This is a genomic window from Synechococcus sp. CS-1329 (assembly GCF_025128055.1).
In the GTDB taxonomy this organism is placed as follows: domain Bacteria; phylum Cyanobacteriota; class Cyanobacteriia; order PCC-6307; family Cyanobiaceae; genus Regnicoccus_A.
Genome location: NZ_JAHLYS010000033.1, coordinates 193,522 through 212,864, shown reverse-complemented (window position 1 = coordinate 212,864; position 19,343 = coordinate 193,522). Strand labels below are relative to the sequence as shown.

16 protein-coding genes and 1 tRNA gene are annotated in these 19,343 nt (G+C 60.5%); 13 read left to right on the top strand and 4 right to left on the bottom strand.

The window, feature by feature from the left end:
• The first annotated feature begins 210 nt into the window (after nt 1-210).
• Both KQ304_RS07755 and KQ304_RS07750 read left to right on the top strand, forming a co-directional pair.
• Nucleotides 211-795 carry a hypothetical protein gene (locus KQ304_RS07755; protein WP_259736520.1) on the top strand — a complete coding sequence of 195 codons (585 nt, stop codon included), beginning with the start codon at nt 211-213 and terminating at the stop codon, nt 793-795.
• A 217-nt stretch (nt 796-1,012) separates the two neighbouring features.
• On the top strand, nt 1,013-1,414 hold the full coding sequence (locus tag KQ304_RS07750) for a GNAT family N-acetyltransferase (protein ID WP_311133892.1): 402 nt from the start codon (nt 1,013-1,015) through the stop codon (nt 1,412-1,414).
• On the opposite strand, the gene KQ304_RS07745 is transcribed toward KQ304_RS07750, so the two are convergent.
• Nucleotides 1,406-1,477 (bottom strand) — tRNA-Gly (locus tag KQ304_RS07745). The genes KQ304_RS07750 and KQ304_RS07745 overlap by 9 nt on opposite strands.
• A 124-nt stretch (nt 1,478-1,601) precedes the next feature.
• Here KQ304_RS07745 and KQ304_RS07740 point away from each other — a divergent pair.
• From KQ304_RS07740 to KQ304_RS07715, 6 genes are all read left to right on the top strand, one after another.
• Nucleotides 1,602-2,372: a peptidylprolyl isomerase gene (locus KQ304_RS07740; RefSeq protein WP_259736519.1), complete on the top strand. Its 771-nt coding sequence runs from the start codon at nt 1,602-1,604 to the stop codon at nt 2,370-2,372.
• A complete protein-coding gene (locus KQ304_RS07735) occupies nt 2,369-5,311 on the top strand; it encodes a peptidase domain-containing ABC transporter (protein WP_259736518.1) in 2,943 nt (980 codons plus the stop codon). Before KQ304_RS07740 ends, KQ304_RS07735 begins: the two co-directional genes overlap by 4 nt.
• Nucleotides 5,308-6,492 (top strand): HlyD family secretion protein, encoded by a 1,185-nt coding sequence (locus tag KQ304_RS07730; RefSeq protein WP_259736517.1) that lies wholly within the window; start codon nt 5,308-5,310, stop codon nt 6,490-6,492. Before KQ304_RS07735 ends, KQ304_RS07730 begins: the two co-directional genes overlap by 4 nt.
• A gap of 446 nt (nt 6,493-6,938) precedes the next feature.
• Nucleotides 6,939-7,793 (top strand): sulfotransferase, encoded by an 855-nt coding sequence (locus KQ304_RS07725; protein WP_259736516.1) that lies wholly within the window; start codon nt 6,939-6,941, stop codon nt 7,791-7,793.
• A gap of 361 nt (nt 7,794-8,154) precedes the next feature.
• Nucleotides 8,155-8,613 carry a hypothetical protein gene (locus KQ304_RS07720; RefSeq protein ID WP_259736515.1) on the top strand — a complete coding sequence of 153 codons (459 nt, stop codon included), beginning with the start codon at nt 8,155-8,157 and terminating at the stop codon, nt 8,611-8,613.
• Nucleotides 8,570-9,547, top strand: coding sequence for a calcium-binding protein (locus tag KQ304_RS07715; protein ID WP_259736514.1), 978 nt, complete (start codon nt 8,570-8,572; stop codon nt 9,545-9,547). Before KQ304_RS07720 ends, KQ304_RS07715 begins: the two co-directional genes overlap by 44 nt.
• Nucleotides 9,548-9,605: 58 nt before the next feature.
• Here the strand turns inward: KQ304_RS07715 and KQ304_RS07710 are convergent, their stop codons facing one another.
• Nucleotides 9,606-10,907 carry a glycosyltransferase gene (locus KQ304_RS07710; RefSeq protein ID WP_259736513.1) on the bottom strand — a complete coding sequence of 434 codons (1,302 nt, stop codon included), beginning with the start codon at nt 10,905-10,907 and terminating at the stop codon, nt 9,606-9,608.
• Nucleotides 10,908-11,024: 117 nt separating this feature from the next.
• Here KQ304_RS07710 and KQ304_RS07705 point away from each other — a divergent pair, with 117 nt between their 5' ends.
• From KQ304_RS07705 to KQ304_RS07685, 5 genes are all read left to right on the top strand, one after another.
• Entirely contained in the window at nt 11,025-12,179 is a 1,155-nt protein-coding gene (locus KQ304_RS07705) for a glycosyltransferase (RefSeq protein ID WP_311133896.1), read from the top strand.
• A gap of 82 nt (nt 12,180-12,261) precedes the next feature.
• The gene (locus tag KQ304_RS07700; RefSeq protein ID WP_259736511.1) at nt 12,262-13,158 is read left to right on the top strand and encodes a hypothetical protein; all 897 of its coding nucleotides are present in this window, start codon (nt 12,262-12,264) and stop codon (nt 13,156-13,158) included.
• A gap of 8 nt (nt 13,159-13,166) precedes the next feature.
• Nucleotides 13,167-13,367: a hypothetical protein gene (locus KQ304_RS07695; protein WP_259736510.1), complete on the top strand. Its 201-nt coding sequence runs from the start codon at nt 13,167-13,169 to the stop codon at nt 13,365-13,367.
• The gene (locus KQ304_RS07690) at nt 13,364-16,093 is read left to right on the top strand and encodes a glycosyltransferase (RefSeq protein WP_259736509.1); all 2,730 of its coding nucleotides are present in this window, start codon (nt 13,364-13,366) and stop codon (nt 16,091-16,093) included. Before KQ304_RS07695 ends, KQ304_RS07690 begins: the two co-directional genes overlap by 4 nt.
• Nucleotides 16,090-18,345, top strand: coding sequence for a glycosyltransferase (locus KQ304_RS07685; RefSeq protein WP_259736508.1), 2,256 nt, complete (start codon nt 16,090-16,092; stop codon nt 18,343-18,345). Before KQ304_RS07690 ends, KQ304_RS07685 begins: the two co-directional genes overlap by 4 nt.
• On the opposite strand, the gene KQ304_RS07680 is transcribed toward KQ304_RS07685, so the two are convergent.
• On the bottom strand, nt 18,332-19,144 hold the full coding sequence (locus tag KQ304_RS07680; RefSeq protein WP_259736507.1) for a glycosyltransferase: 813 nt from the start codon (nt 19,142-19,144) through the stop codon (nt 18,332-18,334). The two genes, KQ304_RS07685 and KQ304_RS07680, sit on opposite strands and share 14 nt — an antisense overlap.
• Nucleotides 19,137-19,340, bottom strand: a complete 204-nt coding sequence (locus KQ304_RS07675) for a hypothetical protein (protein ID WP_259736506.1) — start codon at nt 19,338-19,340, stop codon at nt 19,137-19,139. Before KQ304_RS07675 ends, KQ304_RS07680 begins: the two co-directional genes overlap by 8 nt.
• Nucleotides 19,341-19,343 lie beyond the last annotated feature (3 nt).

Sequence of the window (19,343 nt, the reverse complement as noted above, 5' to 3'; positions counted from 1 at the left end):
GGGCGCTTGGAGCTCGCCCTAAGGCCCTAACCGCCCTGGTCAGGCTCACCCATCACCGATGGCAACCGGGGGAGTTCCTCAGGCTGGCAGCATGGACATGGCTCCGGGGAGAGGCGTGCGTCCCCCTTCGGATCGGATCCACCCTCACAGCAAAGCTGATCAAGCTTTAGCAATACCAGCGAATTCATCAATCCCGCAATCAGTCGAACGATGAAGATTCTTCTATCCGGCGTCAGCGGACTCGGCAAGACCACGCTGGCCCGATATCTCGTTAGCGAAGGAATCGTGAAGGAGCACATTGAAGAAGACTTGGCATGGATTTTCAACGGCGATCCACGCTCGCCCGAGGGCAAAAAGATTCTTGTGAATCGCTCGATTGAATGGATCAATGAGCGGACCGAAAAACTACTGGCGACAGAGGCGAGCTTTGTGATGGACCGGGGTCCTGTGGACGTCCTCCACCTGTGGCTGAACTGGAGCCTGGTACCTCCAGAGGCCTGGCAGACGACCTTCAGAAAAATGCAGGGCTTCTGCTCCCATCTGGATCTGCTGGTGCTGGTGCCGCTGGAATCCAGGGTTTCTCACGATGCCATCGAAGCCAGCAATGAATCAGGCATGAAGAGAGTCATGACTGGCTACCCAGATCTTTCCAATCAAGCAAAGATTTATGGCCTTGCCTATCAGATTTCTCCTTTGGCAAAAATTCTGGCTTTGCCCCCTACGCCCACAAGCACGGAGCAGCGGGCCCGATTGATTCGGCAGAGGCTCAAGGCATTGCTCGCTGACAGACCCTGACCGGGTCCCTGAAGAGGCCACTTCCATAGGCTGAAGGAACAACTCCGACGCAACCCGCCCTCCGTTGACACCGCTGAGCCAGCCCTCTGCATCAAATGACGGCCTGCGGATCCAGAACGATCCTGGCCGGCTGCAATTGATCCGTCACCGCCCAGGGGCCCCCGGACTTCGCCTGGGGCTTGGACCTTGCGGCACCCCGCTGGGAGCGATCCGGCAGTTGAAGCAATTGCTGGATGAAGACAGTTTCTGGGCCCAGGGGCGGAGCCACGACCAACTCCGTCGGATGCTCCGCGGCAGCGACGCTGTGGTGACCGCCTGGGGACGGCATGAAGACAGCTCCGGCCAGCCTTTGCAGCTGGTGGGGTTCGGGCGGGCCACCAGCGACGGGATGTTTCGGGGCGTGCTTTGGGATGTGGTCGTCACCGACAGCCACCGGGGCCAGGGCATCGGCCGTCTCGTGGTACGTGCGTTGTTGGAGGCACCTGCCCTGGCGAGGACTGAACGGGTGTACTTGATGACGACAAGAGGCCGGACCTTTTACCGGGAGCTCGGTTTCAAGGACGTCGGCAGCCAGAACTTGCTGCTGATCGACCAGGAATCAACAAAATCAAGCGGATGAAGAGATTCGAACTCTCGACCCTCTCCTTGGCAAGGAGATGCTCTACCACTGAGCTACATCCGCAAACAGCCGGTTCCCCAGAGCTGTCCGGCAGTAAGCCGCCGGCTCTAAAAGCATGCCCCATGGAGGTGCCTCCGGTCAATTCTTGCCGAAAGGCCAGGGACCTGGCTCTATTGTGCTCTGAACGATGGCCGGTGTCGCCCGAAATTTGAGCGATTTTTCTTGCGACTACCCAGCAGAGGTCCTGCGGCAACTCCATCGACACAACTTGCTGGCACCGTTGGTCCGGGCTGAGCTGATCGCCCGGACCGTCGCGGATGAGCCGATGAGCGACGAAGAAAGAGCTGGCACCCTCACCGGCTGGTTGGAGCAGCAGAACCTCAAGGGAGAGGAGTCCTTGGCCACCTACCTGAAGCAGCAAGGGCTCAGCCACGACGACTGGGAGTGGCAGGTGCTGCTGCCACAGCGCATCCGGCGTTTCAGCGCCCGAGAGTTCGGGCTGAAGGCGGAGTCCCGATTCCTGGCCCGCAAGAATCAGCTCGACAGGGTGGTCTACAGCTTGCTGCGCTTGAAGGATGGGGCTCTGGCGCGGGAGCTCTACCTACGCATCAGCGGCGGTGAAGCCGGCTTCGCCGAACTGGCCGCCCGCTACTCCGAAGGCCAAGAGCGCCTCACCAATGGCGTGATCGGGCCGGTGCCGCTGACCCAGCCCCACCCAGCCTTGGCCGAGAAGTTACGGACCAGTCAGGAGGGAGAAACGATCGGGCCTCTCCACCTGGGCGAGTGGTGGCTGGTGGTGCGGGTGGAGCGGCGGCTGCCCGCGAGCTTCGATGCGGCAATGGCGGAGCAGATGAACCTGGAGCAATTCAACGAATGGCTTGCGAAGCAGACCACCGATACGATGAAATCTGCTCTTGCACGGGTTGAGGCACATGGCCTCGAGGGAATGAACCGATGACCTCGTCCATCACCCCAGGGAGCCTGCGTCATCCGGCCTTTGATGGCCTGGGACCCTCCGGTAAGCAACGGCTGGAAACGGAAGGTGAACTGGTGCGCTTCGGCCTCGGCCAGTCGCTGTGTGAGCCCCAGTTGATCCCCAGCCGAGCCCTGCTGCTTCTGCAGGGTCAGGCCCGCCTGCTGGCGGAGGAGGCTGGGCGACTGCTCACCCTGGCCAGGCTAGGGCCCGGAGCCTTCGTGGGGCTGCCCTCGATGCTCCGCGCCGCGCCGTGCGAGCACGTGACAGCAAGCAGCGAAGTCATAGCTCTATCCATTCCAGACGGTCTGATCCTTGAGCTCTACAGAACGGAGCCGGGGTTCCGTGACTGGACCAATCGCACCCTGTTTCCCGCCGAGGTGCACGCACTCCTTCGCCTTCAGCTCGAGCATCGGGCCCAGCCGGCCCTTCCCCTTGCGCGTCTGATGCGTGCGGCCATGGCGAACGCACGTCTGGTCCCGCCGCTGGCCACGGAGATCCAGAAGATCGGGGCAGATCAGGAGCTGATCCTCGCCAGTGCCAACGCCAGCGGTGCCGACCTCGGCGACATCCTTCAGCGAAGCGAGCCCCTGCCAAAAGCCCGCCCCCCCCTGCCCTTACGCCTCATCGCCTTTCCGGCCGATTTCTTCAACACCAGAGATGATCAACCCGAGAAAAGCGAGGACGTCTCAATTGCCCCAGCCGAGGCGAGCACCCGGGAGAGCAACCAGCCCGGGCCCCTGCCCACGGCGATTGAGCTGGGCCAGAGCGATCCCAGTGAGGCCCTCCGTCTGATTCGAGCCCAGGGCACGGTGGAGGAAACCCTGGCCTGCTTCCAGATGCTGGCCCAACAGCTGAAGCTTCCCTTTCGGCGCGATGCGATCGAAAAGGTGCTGCGGGACGCCCTCCGCCGTGGCCAGACACCGAGCCTCCCCATGATGGGCCAGCTGGCGGCGGGACTCGGACTGCACGTGGTGGGGGCCAGGATTCCGGCCGGATCCGGCACACGCCTGCAAACACCGGCCCTGATTCCCTGGCAGGGGACCTTCGCCCTGGCGGTCAGCAGCAACGCGGCGGGGCTGAAGCTGGCCAGCCCAAGCCAGGGCTGGGTGATGGTGCCCCCTGCCGACCTTGAGGCCTCCTTCCCGAAGGGCATCGAACTGCTGCTGGTGGAGCGCACCGACACCACTCCGAATCAGACCTTCGGCTTCAGCTGGTTCCTGCCAGCCCTGAAACGGCACCGCAAGGTGCTGCTCCAGGTGCTGGTGGCCTCCTTCGTGGTGCAGCTGTTCAGCCTGGCCAACCCCCTGCTCATCCAGGTGATCATCGACAAGGTGATCCGCCAGCGCAGCCTTGACACCCTGCAGGTGCTGGGCATTGGCCTTGTGGTGGTGACGCTGCTTGAGGGTGTGCTCACCAGCCTGCGCACATTCCTGTTCGCCGAGACCACCAACCGCATTGACAGCCGCCTGGGGGCGGAAGTGATTGACCACCTGCTGCGTCTGCCGCTGGGGTACTTCGATCGCAGGCCGGTGGGGGAACTGGGCACCCGCATCGGTGAGCTGGAGAAGATCCGCAACTTCCTCACGGGCCAGGCCCTCACCACCGTGGTGGATGCGGCCTTCTCGGTGATCTACATCGCCGTGATGCTGCTCTACAGCTGGGTGCTCACCCTGGTGGCCCTGGCGGTGCTGCCGATTCAGGTGGGGCTCACCCTGCTGGGAGCGCCCCTTTTCCGCCGTCAGTTCCGCCAGGCGGCGGAAGAAAATGCCAGTACCCAGAGCCATCTGGTGGAGGTGCTCACCGGCATTCAGACGGTGAAAGCTCAGAACGTGGAGATGGTGAGCCGTTGGAAGTGGCAGGAACGCTACGGCCGCTACATCGCCCGCTCCTTCGACAAGACGATCACGGGAACGGCCCTCACCCAGACCAGCCAGGTGCTGCAGAAGATCTCGCAGCTGCTGGTGCTCTGGGTGGGCGCCACCCTTGTGCTGGAAGGCAAGCTCACCCTCGGCCAGCTGATCGCTTTCCGGATCATCAGCGGCTATGTCACCCAGCCCCTGCTGAGGCTCTCCACGATCTGGCAGAGCATCCAGGAATTGAAGGTGTCGTTCGAGCGACTGGCCGATGTGGTCGACACCCCCCAGGAATCTGACGCCAGTGACCAGGCCAAGATTCCCCTGCCGCCGATCGAGGGTCACGTCCGCTTCGAAGCGGTCAGTTTCCGCTTTTCACCCTCCTCTCCAGAGGTGCTCAAAGATATCCATCTAGATGTACCTCCAGGAAGCTATGTGGGAATTGTTGGCCAGAGCGGCAGCGGCAAAAGCACCCTGATGAAGCTGCTCCCGAGGTTGTACAGCCCTACCCAGGGTCGCATTCTCATCGATGGCACCGACATCGACAAAGTGGAGCTGTATTCGCTGCGGCGTCAGATCGGGATCGTGCCGCAGGATCCACTGCTGTTCTCCGGCTCGGTAGCTGAGAACATTGCCCTCACCAACCCCGACGCCAGCAGCGACGACATCGTGCGGGCCGCCAAGATCGCCTGCGCCCATGATTTCATCATGGAGCTGGCTTCGGGCTACAGCACACCGGTGGGTGAGAGGGGTGCCTCGCTCAGCGGCGGCCAGCGCCAGCGGTTGGCAATCGCGCGAACATTACTGAGCAATCCCAGGTTGCTGGTCATGGATGAAGCCACCAGCGCCCTCGACTATGAAACGGAGCGCCTGGTGTGCGACAACCTACGGGAATCGCTGGAGCACTGCACCGTGTTCTTCATCACGCACCGACTCTCCACCGTGCGCAATGCCCAGATGATTGTGATGATGCACCAGGGAGCGATTGTCGAAACCGGCACGCACGACGAGCTGATCGCCAGACGCGGTCGCTACTACGCCTTGTATCGCCAGCAGGAGGCCACATGAAAAACGCGCCGCGCCGATCATCCAATCCACTCGCGATGTTCCGCCAGGCCCAGTCGTCGGTGGAACAACAGGTGACCAGCGACCACCTCCATTCCGACGCCGTTAAACCATCCCAGGGGTGGGCCGTGGCGATCACCTGGACCCTGATCGGGACAACAGTCTTTGCCATCGGCTGGCTGGCCCTGGCCAAGACTGAGGAGATCGTGGTGGCTCCAGGTAAGCTGGAGCCCTTGGGCACCGTCAACGACGTGCAGGTCCCCGTTGGAGGGGTTGTGCAGCAGGTGATGGTGAAGGAAGGTGATCGGATCAAAAAGGGGGATGTGCTGCTGCGGCTGGACACCGAAGCCAACACCGATCGACAGAAAAATGTGAGTCGTGCCATGGACCTCAAGGAGAAGCAACTCGGGCTGAAGCAACAGGAACTGGCGCGCTATCTGGATCAGAACAGCACCGAACAGAAGATGCTGGCCCGAAAGTTCGAGTTGGAACAACAGATTCTCGGGCGGCTTGAAGTGCTCGAAAAAGAGGGCGCCAGCGCCGAACTGCAGGTGCTGCAGCAGCGCAACCGCTCCCAGGATGTGGCAGGGCAGCTAGAGCAGAGCAGGGCAGAACGCTTACGCCAAATAGCTATCCTGAGCCAACAAATCCAACAATTGCGTGGGGAGATCACTGAATTTCGCAGTCAGCTGACCGAGCTGAGTGTAAGCCTGCGCTATCAGGAAATCCGCTCACAAGTGGACGGCATTGTCTTTGAGCTGAAATCGCGATCACCCGGATTCGTGGCCCAGGGAAGCGAGCCTGTGATGAAAATTGTTCCGTTTGATAAACTGGAGGCACGGGTGGAGATCAACAGCTCAGACATTGGCTTCGTGAGTGTCGGAAAGCCTGCTGAAATCAGCATCGACTCCTTCCCAGCGACAGACTTTGGCGTACTGGAGGGAACTGTTCGCCAACTGGGTTCAGACGCATTACCACCGGATCCTCAGACGCCAGGCAGTGGATATCGGTTCCCAGCCAGCATCCAGCTGAACAGCCAGCAACTCAAACTACAGAATGGCAGCACGTTACCTCTGCAGGTGGGGATGTCACTGACAGCCAACATCAAGCTGCGAAGTGTGAGCTATCTTCAACTTCTCCTTGGCAGCTTCCGCGACAAAGCAGATTCCATCCGCAGGATCTGATTCACTCACGCACGATCAACATTTCATTCGGCGACCAAGATGGGTACGTACCTCTGGAAAGATCTTCTTCAGCGGCAGACTAGCTCAGGAAGGAGGAAGTACAACAAGCAGCTTGGAATAGGCGAAGTCTCTTGCCTTGCGCCGCTAAAGTTTTACGCCAAATCTGCCTGCATCCCCGCCACATTAAATGATCCAGCAAGATATCCAAACCCTGGCAAGACCTTGGCCAACAGCGATCAGCTTGAGCAAAGCCCTGCTTGCTCTGAAGCAGAGAACGCTCACTCCAAGGCTTTTGTTCGGTCCTTTCTTGAAGACAAGACCTTCAAAGTTACAAGATTATCGGGCCGCCACAATCAAAACGCACCGAAGCGCCCCTGCCAAACAAGAGGCCCTCTGCGTACGCCAATGCATCAGCCCCATCAAGAGCTGGTCCTCGGTAGCCACTAATGAGCCGATACTTTTTCATCATAGGCGCCCAAAAGTCTGGCTCTACGTGGCTCCAACGCCTCATCGATTCACACCCTTTATTTTCATGCAAGGGGGAGGGTCACTTTTTTGATCGCCTTGCCCTACCAATTGCAAAGATAGTTACAGACTATAACGAACTAATGGATACCGTCCAAAGAACAGTGTACGAGGGGGCGGGATACTATCAACCTATTTCCGATTCTGATTTTAAGAAGTTTTTACGCACCTGGATCGAGTCCAGGATGATCGGGGAACTCGGCCAGCCAGGCGCCTTGGTATTCGGGGACAAAACACCTGCCTACTCCTTTCATCTTCGCTTGATCAAAGCAGTATTTCCCGAGGCCAAGTTTATTCATCTCATCAGGGACGGCAGGGATGTGGCAGTCTCCGCCTACTTTCACATGAAGCGTGTCACAGAAGTCGACAAACTGCCCAATAAAGTTCCCCCATGGGAATCACTGGCTTCCCCACTCCTGTCCAAATGGCATAGCTACTGCCAACCATGCGTGGAATACTCCATGCAATCAAGGGAAGGCGATGTGCTGCCCGTAAGATATGAAGACCTCAAGCTAAATACATCGTCCACCCTGACGTCCGTCCTGGAGTATCTTCTGGGTGATTCAGCTACCGTCTCCAAGTCGAGCGTTGAGCGCTGCATTGAGGCAAACAGCTTCAGCAAGCGCACGGGCCGGCTCGAGGGAATAGAAGATTCCCGCTCGTTCCTACGCAAAGGCGTTATTGGAGACTGGCAGAATCACTTCACCCCAGCGATGCTGTCTCAGTGCGATTCGGGACCGCTGTCACTACTGAAGTCCCTGGGATACATGCCTTGACGTGGCAGCCCGTTCCGCCAATGAGTCACTGGCATAGTTCTTGGCATTGGATCGCGGAGTCTAACCCGACATCATCAATCAAACGTGATAGACTCCCTCCATGAACCAGGCCTTCTACAAGACCTCCTCCACACCCCGCTGCGCAGCTCCAAGCCCTAGGAGGATGCTCACATTCTTCACATTCAGCGACCTAGCGGATGAAATCCGTAGCAGCGCTCCAACGCAGGAACTAGCCATGCCAACTGGCAAACTGTCCGATCGATGTCATGGCACCATCACACAACATTGACAATGGCCTCTCAAACATTTAAGTTTAATCGCGGGCCCGACCCTCAGCACTGCTGTACTTCCAAGTAAAACCATGGTTCTCTCAAGCTCCTGGACCGGCTCCGCCGGCAACGATTCTTTCAGATTTGATCAAAGCGATGTAACCGCTTTAACTGCCATTGCACTTGGCGGCGATGACACGCTTGACCTCTACCTCAATTCCGAAGGCTCTTCGGTCGAAGGTGGCGATGGCAATGATGGAATTGATTTCTTCCGGCCTAGCGATTACACCGGCAGCCAACTGTCCAACATCATCGCGACGACTGTCGAGGGTGGAAACGGCAATGATTCGATCTCAGTAGACAGGAACGATTTTAACCTTATCCAGGATTCCGTTTTCCAAGGAAACGCTGGAAGCGATTCGATCTTCATTGAGTATGCCAATACTCTGATCAATACGTCGGTCTGGGGCGGCCAGGGCGACGACACGATGACCCTCTTTTTCAATAATGTTATCCAGGGGGGGGGATATCAATGGCAACGATGGCAATGACACTGTCCATATCTTTTCAGATACTGCTCCGATCAACGACAGCAATATCTTTGGTGGCAAAGGCGATGATTCCATTTATGTTGAAGTAGAGGATCTTTCTGGCACTCTTGTGTCCGGAGACCTCGGCAACGATTCTATTTATGTCTATAGTCATTTGTTCAATTCGTCAGTGTTCGGCGCTGACGGAAACGATACGATCCACATCTATGGCGACCTTTTCCAAAACACTGACATCAACGGCAACCAATTCAACGATTCCATCTTCATTTATGGTACCGTTGAAGACACTGCTTCCGTTCACGGCGGCCAAGGCAATGATTCAATCTGGGTCAAGAAAAGCGATAGCGGCTATGTCAATGGCAACAATGGCAACGATTCAATCTTCGTCTACAGGAACTCGGGTTCCGTCTATGGCGGCCAGGGTCTTGACAATATTGAGGTAGGCGATGCCAAACTCCTCGCTATTCAGGAAGGTGCAATTTTCGGCAACCTTGGAGCTGACACCCTAACAGGTGGAACCTTTAGTGCCGATGCTTTCACCTATAGCTTTGGTGATACAGCTCTGATTGGAACCGCTGGTTTTGATTCCATTAATGATTTCGTCAGCTCCAATATACTAACTTTCCTTTACAATGATTCCATCGACTTGACCAGCGGCGACATCGTCTTCGATATTGCCGGTCTATCGGGAGGCATCACCATCGATGGGGATGCTGTGATCACCGGGGGAGTCGACAACCTGTCTCAGTTCATCGCTGCAGGTAGTGGCCTGACAACCGAAGGTGCGGCGATTGGCATCAGTATTGACGCTGGAGACTTCGTCTTCATCAGCAACGGCAACGGTGTCCAAGATACCGATGACCTTCTGATTGCCTTTAATAAAAAAGTCGATGGCCTCACCTTCGATGGTGGGGATATTATTGCTATCTCCTGATTTCTGTTAAGCTAAGTACTTCGGGGCTCCCATTGGGAGCCCTTTTTTTATGGGATAGTCAGGCCTCCAGCAGCAGCCTTCTCCAGCGGGACATGCAACTCTCTAACCTAAACTGAACGGGGAACTCAGCAGAGACATCTTGCAGCACGTCGGGTTGAGCAAGTGCTTGATCGATGGCGGCAGCCTGGATGCTTGATGGGGCGTCCAGGTCCACCACCACATGGGCTCGATCCCGAAACAGTTCCGTTGCCCCGTTGAGATTGATGCACAGCGGAGTTTTGCAGGCCACCGCTTCAAACAAACTCCAACTTGTTACATAGGGCCTCGTAAAATAGCAGTGGAGATCTGATCGCCATAGAAGTTCTCGATAGCGCTGATAAGGAAGTGACCCGCAAAAGAAGATGCGTTCGGAGCCAGGAAATAGCCCAAGCTCGTGCATCAGTTTTCGCTTCCAAGAGCCCTCATGACTCGGCGCCGCATAACTGTAAGCTTGGCGATCATCTCCTGCAATCACCACTTTAAGATTCGGATTTTTTCCCAGGAGATGGGGTAGAAATCGCATGAACTCAGGGAAGCCACGCAATGGCTCCATCCCTCTTGTGGCATAGGTAAGAAGGGAATCAGATGGTTCAATGACAAGTTCTTCTGTACGCTCAGTTAATGGCAGATGCAATGGAGCGATTGGCCCAGCTGGCCGTGGGTGAAAAAAGCGGGTGTCAATCCCATCAAACAGAACGGAGAGTTTCTGCTGAAGCAAAAGGGGAAACTGGGAAAACTGCCACTGGGTGGGGACGATGCAATGGTCGGCCAGCAACAACTCATGCTCGATCGGAAGATTGCGGATGCCAACGCCAAGCTGTTGATCCAACTCGAACTTGGCAAACAGATACCTGGATGTGGAAGCGTGAAAATACCATTCAAAGTAGCCGATCAGCTTCGCCTTCGGCAGCAGATCCCGCAGGAACAACCCCAGACCTGATCCAGCGTGAAAGACCACCACATCCGGCTGAAAGCCGCTCTTCAGCAGAGTATGGAGGCTGCGGAGGACAGCCTGCCCCGTAAGTACGGAGTCTTCCACACAGCGCACGTACATGTGCGTACCGGAATGGGCTCGGCGACGACGCTGATAGGTGTGAACCCTTACCCCCTTGATCTGCCACTTGTTGGGATGATCGTGCTCGGTAAGATACGCAACTCTAAAAGCTGGATCCGCTCCGCACAGGGATGCTATATTTCTGAACTGGCCAGGATAATTGCCATGAATAAAAAGTATATTCCTTGGCCTGGGGATCACAGATTCTTTAGAAGAAAACTCCTGTCCAAAGGTCTCCCCTTTGCCAGGAGCGCCAAATCCTGTCAAGATTGAACCTCCTCACCGGTTGCCTGGAACTTGAACATCCTCTTTGTTCACCAGTCTTTTCCAGGACAATACTTGCATATTGTCCGTCGGCTGGCCCAGGAAGGTGGACACCGCCTAGTGGCCATGGGGCTGCGCACTAAACCTGCTGGCCTACCCAGAGGTGTTGCCTATGTTCATTATTCGATTCGCCGTGGGAACACCAAGGGAATTCATCCCCTGGCCGTTGAAACGGAATCCAAGATGCTGCGGGCGGAGGCCTGCGCCCACGCCGCCCATCAACTCGCCGGCCACGGCTTCAACCCTGAGCTGATCTGCGCCCATCCTGGCTGGGGGGAGCCCCTGTTCCTGCGCGATGTGTGGCCATCAGCCCAGCTGCTCACCTACCAGGAATTCTTCTACCATCCCCAAGACTTCGATGTGGGTTTCGATCCCGAGTTCGGCAGGTCTGACACCTGGTTCGATGCGTCGAAAGTCCGCATGAAGAATGGGCCTGTGCTGCTCAGCCTCGAGGCCAGCCATTGGAGTGTGACGCCCACCCAATTTCAGCTCAGCTCCTTCCCCCAGCACTGGCACAGCCGCTTCAGCGTGATTCATGACGGCATCGACACCGAGGTGGCCAGGCCCGCTGAAGCGAACCAGGGCCTGACCCTCAAGAGCGGCCTCCAGCTGCCCGCCGGCACCCCGCTGGTCACCTTCGTGAACCGCAGCCTCGAGCCCTACCGTGGTTGCCACAGCTTCATCCGCTCGATCCCCGAGCTCCAACGCCTTAACCCTGAAGCCGAGATCGTGATGGTGGGCGCACAACAGGGTGTGTCCTATGGCAGGCGCTGCGCCTCCGGTGAGTGGCACGAGCAGTTCTTCGCGGAGATCGACGGCCAGTACGACCCTGCCAAGGTGCATCTCACCGGCCCATTGCCCTATCCCGAGTTCATCCAGCTGCTGCAGCGCAGTTCAGCGCATGTGTACCTCACCTACCCCTTCGTGCTGAGTTGGAGCCTGATGGAGGCGATGAGCTGCGCCTGCGCGATCGTGGGATCCGCCACTCCACCGGTGCAGGAGCTGATTGAGGATGGCCGCAACGGCTTGCTGGTGGACTTCTTTCAGCCCAGGGCGATCGCCGAAGCGGTGGCTGAGCTGCTTCAGAAACCGGCCCATGCCCATGGCCTCGGTGCAGCGGCCCGTCAAACGATTCAACGCCGCTATAGCCTCAACATCTGCCTGCCCCAGCATCGGGCCCTGATTGAGCTGGTGGCTCAGCGAGCCTTCGCCTGACCACCCTCCTTCTCCTTTCCACATCATCATGCCTGAACCCACCCGAATCTCCATCGTGGCGGATGGTGAGAAGTACACGGCCATGGCCGATCTGCTGGCCTCCTCCATCCACTTTGTCCATGCCCGCCGCAACGACGTGAGGCTGGTGATCGGGGTGCCTGAGGATGCACCTGTGGGACTCACCCTGAGGGAGCGCCCCTGGGCCGAACTGGCCGATTTCGTGTCGCTGCCGGCACCCACCCTCCTCGACACCCGCAAGCAACAACCCTACCGACACTTCAACAAGATCCTGTTGCTGGAAAAAGCCAGTCAGCAATGGTCCTCCAGTCACCACCTGTTGCTCGACTCAGACCTGGTGCTGCTGCGCCATCTGCCCCTCACCTACCTGGCCTGTCATAAAATAGCCGCCATGCCGGTGCACTACTACGGCTGGCACGGAAACTGGGATCAGCTTTATGCTGAAGCCGGCATTCAACCAGACTATCTCACCATTTCATCCTCCGGCTACGCGGTAGGTCCGGCCTATTTCAATGCCGGTGTGGTGTGGGTGCATCAGCACTTGGCCAGCAGCCTCGGCTGGAGTGCGATGGCGCTTCACATCCATGCTGCTCACCACCATGATCCAGCCATGCATCTTTTTCCCTGGCTGGATCAGCTGGCCCTGCCGCTGGCAGCCACCGCCCAGGGAGTCAGGATCCATGAGCTGCCTGACTGTCTCAACATGCTCTGCGACAAACTCTCGGCCATGGATGAGTTAGTACGACAAGGGATAACACTCAACTATCTTCCTAAAACGCCCTTCCTGGTTCACCACCACGGAAACGTTTCGGATCTGGCCCGGGTGGTGGAACGCATCAACCCTCCACTGTTTCAGCATCAACCCTGGCAGCAGGCCCTGCAAACCCTGCTTGACCTCAGCCGCAAGGGAATCATCCGCAGAAACCGGGCGGTCCACCGCAGATCGTTGTCGTCGGGATGATCCGTACAGTGAGCCGGCAACCGACGCCGATTCATCACCTCGCGCTGCCCCTGCTGCAGGACGACTTGCCCCGCGGCTACGCCAGACCCATGGGCAACACCATCAACGATCCCGCCCAGGCGTTCCCCTTCAACGGCAAGGATCTCGCCAGGCAGCGCTGCGTGAACCACCTCTGGGCCGCCATAGAGCACTGGGTCTACGGCCCATGAGCACAGCGCCCCCCCTGATCCTGCTCGTGGGCATGCACCGCAGCGGCACATCCCTGCTCGGGTCCCTGCTGTCGGCTCTGGGGATCTCCCTGCCCGGAACGCTCATCGATCGGGACCCGCACAACCCTGAGGGCTCCTACGAGCGGGAGGACATCACGGCCCTTCAGGAGCAGCTGCTGATCGACCTGGGGCGGTGGTGGCCCAGCACGGATGGCGTTCTGCCCCTGCCCGCCGGCTGGCTGGAGGCGCCCTCCACCCGGACGGTCGGGGAGCGGCTGCTGCAGGTGCTCGCCAGCGCGGCACGGCAGCAGGACGGGCCCTGGGCCGTGAAGGATCCCCGCACCAGCCTGCTGCTGCCCTTGTGGCGCCAGCTGGCCGAACAGCTGGATCTGCCCCTGAGGCTGGTGCTGGGGGTGCGCGATCCTGCCGAGGTGATGCTCTCCCTGGTGCCCCGCGACGGCCAGGCGGCAGGCATGACCCCCTGGCGGGCCCAGCAGCTCTGGTGGAAGCACAACCGGCAGGTGCTGCTCGATGGCGCGGGCCTGCCGCTGCTGATCGTCGACCACGACGCCTGGTTCGAGCCGACTGCGGCCGACCGGCAGCTGGATCGGCTTGCTCGGTTCTGCGGGCTGGAGACGACACCTGCGCTCCAGAGAGCCGAGATCCTGGGGCGGATCCGGCCCGAACATCGCCGCAGCCTGCCTCGGGATCGCCTGCCCCTGGCGCTGCACCCCCAGGTGCGCCGGCTTCACCATCGGCTCCAGGCTCTCGCGGGCCCCCCGGGTCCGGCTGGGGAGCGGCGCTGGCAGCGGCTGCACGCGGCCCTCGCCCCATCGCGCCTGGAGCTCCTCCAGCCCGAGCCCAGCCTGCGGCGGCGGCTGCGCCACCGCTGGAGCAGGTTTTGGAGCCAGCCGTCCTCCCCCCCCGACGAGGCGGCGGCGGCCCCTGCCTACCATCCCTGGCGTGCCGCGGCCCTGGCCTGCGCCGGGGGCGACCCTGCCGCGGGGGAAGCCCTGCTCCAGCACTGGTTGAGGCACGGGCTGAGCGCCCCCGATCTGGAGCGGATCCGCCAGGCTCCGGCCGCATGCTTCCCCGAGCGGCCCCCGGGGCGCGACCCCGGCGCCCAGTGGCCGCGACGCTGCCGGGTGGTGGCTCTGGGCACCCATCTCAGGGACTGGACCCTGCAGGCCTGGCTGCAGCACTGTCCTCTGCCGGAAGGCTTCGAGCCCCTGGACCCGGATCAGGACGACCCCGGCACCGAGGCGGTGATGGCTCTGCAGTTGCGCAAGCTGCCCACCGGAGCCGAGAGCCTGGATCTGGTGGCCTGGAGCACCCTTCCCCTGGTGCTGGATCCCGACCCGGGGAGGGTCCTTCTGCTCCAGCGGCTGGGAATCCAGGCCCATCCCCTGGTGCCCGGCGATGGCGCAGCGGGCTGGCTGGGACGCGCGGACGATCTGGCCGCGGCCAGTGCCCGCCTGGGTCTGCCACCGCCCGGAGCGCTTCGAGGCGGCCTGGGCGAGGCAGCCGGGGGGGGTGAGACCGTGATCCTCTGCCTCGGAACAGCCGGTGAAGCGTGGGAGAAACAGCTGGAGCTGGATCCATCGCTGCTCTGCCTGCCCGGGTTCGACCAGCTCCAGCTGCCGACCATGGAGGACGCCCGACTGCTCGCCAGCTGGCTGGATGCAGCCACGCGGCTGGGCCTCCAGCTGGTACGCCTCGATCCGCGCGAAGGGGCCGACGCCGCCTTCAGCGGCGAGATCGCGGCGCGGGTAGGCAGGGCCCTGCGGCCCCCGGATCTCCCTCCTGGGCCGCATTGGCTCCCGACCCAGTACCTGAGCGCTCCGCTCAGCCCCTCGGAACTGCGCGAGGAACTCCTCTGGCGCTGGAGTGGCCGCCCGGCGCCAACAGCCCCAATGACGCCCAGACCCGAGGTTGTCACCCTGTGGCAGGGGGGCAGCGGGGAGGCGGCCCCCAAAGCGGCCGTCTGCATCAGCCTCTTCAACTACGCCGATCGAATCCTTGCGGCCCTCGAGAGCGTTCAGCGCCAGAGCGCCTTGGAGCTCGAGCTGATCGTGGTGGATGATGGCTCCAGCGACGGGGGACCGAAACTGGCCCGAACCTGGATGGAGTCGCACAGCGACCGGTTCAGCCGCTCATCCCTACTGGCACACACCAGCAATGGCGGCCTGGCGGCGGCGCGCAACACGGCCTTCGCCGCCGCCGAAGCGCCCTGGTGCTTCGTGCTGGACGCCGACAACGAACTGCATCCACGGGCCGTGGACTCCTGCCTCGCGGTGGCTGAAGCCTCCCCGTCCGAAACCGCCGTCGTGCATCCGTTGGTCATGGTCCATCGAGAGGGCCCCGCTGGCCAGCCCACGGACCGATCCATCCTGAGCCGGGTGAGCTGGCAGCGTGGGCTGCTGGAAGGTGGCAATCAGATCGATGCCATGGCCATGATCCGACGATCGGCCTGGGAAGCAGTGGGAGGGTACAGCCACATCGAGGGCGGCTGGGAGGATTACGACTTCTGGTGCAAACTCATCGATTCCGGCTTTCACGGCGTGCTTTGTCCTCAGCCCCTGGCCACCTACCGAGCCCACGACCAGTCAATGACCGCCACCATCACGACCCGCGGGCTGAGGCGAATCAGCCGCCTGCTGCAGTCCCGTCATCCCTGGCTGAAACTCCCCTGGGCCACCGATCAGTTCCAGCAGGAGGTTGATTGAGCAGCATCGGCACGCTCCGCCCGGTCCACCTGGCAAGGCGTCTGGCCCGCAAGACCCGACGCTTCTCCTTCATGCACGTGAGGCCGGTGGCGCCAGGGCTCCACGATCTGCTCTTCCTGCACCTGCGCCGGCGGGCGATTGTTGTGCTGCAACGCCTGCGCTCCCAGCCATTCCAGAGCCTGCCGGCCATCTTCCTCCGCAGCGAAACATCAGCGGACGAGCTGGCCACCCCCAAGGTCAGCGTGGTGGTCCCCTGCTACAACCACGCTGAATTTCTGGAGCAGCGGCTCCAGAGCATCGCCGCCCAGACCTACACCAACCTGGAGGTGATTCTTCTCGATGATGCCTCCAGCGACGGCAGCCTGGCCCTGCTGCAACGGTTCCAGCAGGAGCACCCGGAGATCACCCGGCTGTTGGCCAACGACACCAACTCAGGATCACCGTTCAGCCAATGGCGCAAGGGCATCCAGGCCGCCAGCGGGGATCTGATCTGGATCGCGGAGAGTGACGACTTCTGCGCTGAGGATTTCCTCGAGAAGCTGGTGCCGGTCTTCCGTAATCAAGGCGTGATGCTGGCCTTCGGAAACACGGAATTCGTGAGCGAGGACGGCAAGCAGACAGTCTGGAGCCTGGCGGAGTACCTGCCCGAGCTGGGTGCCAGGATCTGGAAGCAGCCGTTTGTCGAATCAGCCCATCGGCTGGTTTGGCGTGTCTGGAATTACAAGAATCTGGTCGTCAATGCCAGTGGTGCCATTTTTCGGCGGATTGAAGGATTGCCCGTGCTCGATGATCCCAGCCTGCTGGGGTTGAGGATGTGCGGCGACTGGTTTTTCTACCTGCACCTCATCCGATCCGGCCTGGTGGCCTACAGCCCCGAAGCCATCAACCATTACCGGCAACACCCCAGCAACACGTCCGTGTCGCTGCATGGCAGCGAACGCGATCTTGAAGAACACATTCTCCTGGCCGAAACGGTCTTCCGGCTCTATGCACTCAGCCAGGAGCATCGAGCCCACCTTCAGCAAACCCTTGTGAAACGCTGGGAGCAGCATCGCAGCGAAGCGATCCCAGCACCACTGAACTCAAGAATCGATGCGCTCGCCTCCCCCAACCCCAGCAGGGAGGGCAGACGACCCAACGTGATGATCGCCACCTATGCCCTGATCCCCGGCGGAGGCGAAATCCTGCCGATCCGCCTGGCGAACATCCTCCACCAGGCGGGCTATGCAGTCACCATGTTGAACTGTCGGCAATATCCAAGCGACCCTGGTATCCGCTCGATGCTGCACACTGGCATCCCTCTCATCGAGTTGGAATCACTGGAGAGTCTGTCAATTCTGATTCAGAACCTGGGCATCGAAATCCTGCATACCCACCATTGCTGGGTCGACGTCACCTTCTGCGAACTGCTGCAGGGAGTGTGCGATGTGAACCATGTAGTCACCTCCCACGGCATGTACGACACCCTGGGTCCAGATCGCTTGAAGGAGCTCAGGCCGATGCTGGGCCCCTGGGTGAATCAGGCCACCTACGTGGCCGATAACAACCGTCCCGCGCTGCTGGAGCTGGGCATCAGCGCCGAACGCCTCACCAAGATCCCCAATGCCGTTGACGACACCCCGATCCGCCCGGTGCCGCGCGCGAGCCTTGGACTGGCCGACGAGGCCTTCGTCATCTGCCTGGTGAGCCGTGCCATCCGCGAAAAAGGCTGGGAAGAAGCCATTGAGGCCGTTCGCCTGGCCCGGGCCGGCACCAGCCGCGACGTGCAGTTGCTGATCATCGGCGAGGGCAAGGAGCGTCATCGCCTGCGCGCCCATGAGGCCACGGAGTGGATTCACTTTCTGGGTCTTCAGCCCAACAGCCGGGATTTCTTCGCCACGGCGGATCTTGGCATCCTACCCAGCTTCTTCGAAGGTGAAAGCCAACCCCTGACCCTGATCGAATGCCTTGCCGCCGGCACGCCCTACCTCGCCTCCGACATCGGCGAGATCGCCAGCATGTTGTCCACTCCGGAAGGCAGCGCCGGCATCACGATTCCCCTCAGCCATGGGCGCGTTCCCACCCAGGCCTTCGCTGAAGCGATCCTCTCCTATGTGGAGGATCCCCAGCAGCATCAGCAGCACCGCAGGCTGGCTGGGCTGGCAGCCGCCAACTTCAGCGCCCAGGCCATGCTGGAGGCCTACACCAGGATCTACGACGCCGCCCTGGCGGAGGCCGAATCACCCGCCAGGGCCCTCATCAGCAGCACCTGAATCCCCAGGTGCTGAAGTAAATCCAGGCACTGTGCAGATTCACAAGGGTCAGGCGCAAGCTGCGGTGGTTGCCCCGTCCCCAGGCATGCACAATCGAGGCCACGGGCAGATGCACCGTGCGCCCGAGGGCACGCAATCGGCGGGTGAGGTCGGCATCCTCCAAATATAAGAAGTAGCGCTCATCAAAGCCACCCACCGCCAGGAAGGAGGCGGTGCGAATCAGCATGCAGCAACCACTCAGGTAAGGCACCTCAAACATCGTGGCGAGGTCGCGATCCGCCATCACATAGCGACTGTCATAACGACGCAGCCAGGCGGGTTTGAGCCCATCCGGCAGGAAACGCCTGCTGAGCAGGCCCAGCAGGGTGGGATCCTGCTTGCACAGCTGTTGCGGCTGCCCCGACGGATCCGTGATCCTCGGTACGGCCAGAGTGACCTGATCCTGCGACTCCAGCCAACCCAGCAGGGCCTCGAAGCTGCCGGGGGCCCAGCTGAGATCGGTGTTGAGGGCACCGATCCACTCCGGCAAGCGGAAGCGGCGGCGCCACTCGCTCACGGCACTGTTCACAGCTCGCCCATAACCGAGGTTGCGCGCCACGGGCAGGAACAGCTCGGCGGCTGGCGCCAGCCGATCCACCGGCTCCCCGTCGCGGTGGTCATTGGCGACCACGGCGTAGCCGATATGGGCCGGAAGCTTGGCCAGGCAGGCGGCCAGACGCTCGACCTCCTCCTCGCTGGGGTGGTACGCCACGAAAAACAGCAGCAGGCGCAATCGGGTGTCAGAGTCAGGCTCAGCCACGACCACCCACCCTGCTGCGCTCAAGCGCTAGCGAGCCGAATTGAGCCTCGGAGGGCTCAAGGTTCTTCTGCTGGTGCAACTCTGTTGGGGTGTTGGCCCTGTCAAAGGTGACGATGTCTGTCATGGGCTTTGACTTCAGCTGGGTTTCCATGCTGATTCGGGCTTCAATCCCGCCGGCAAGGATCACCGCTTTCATGCG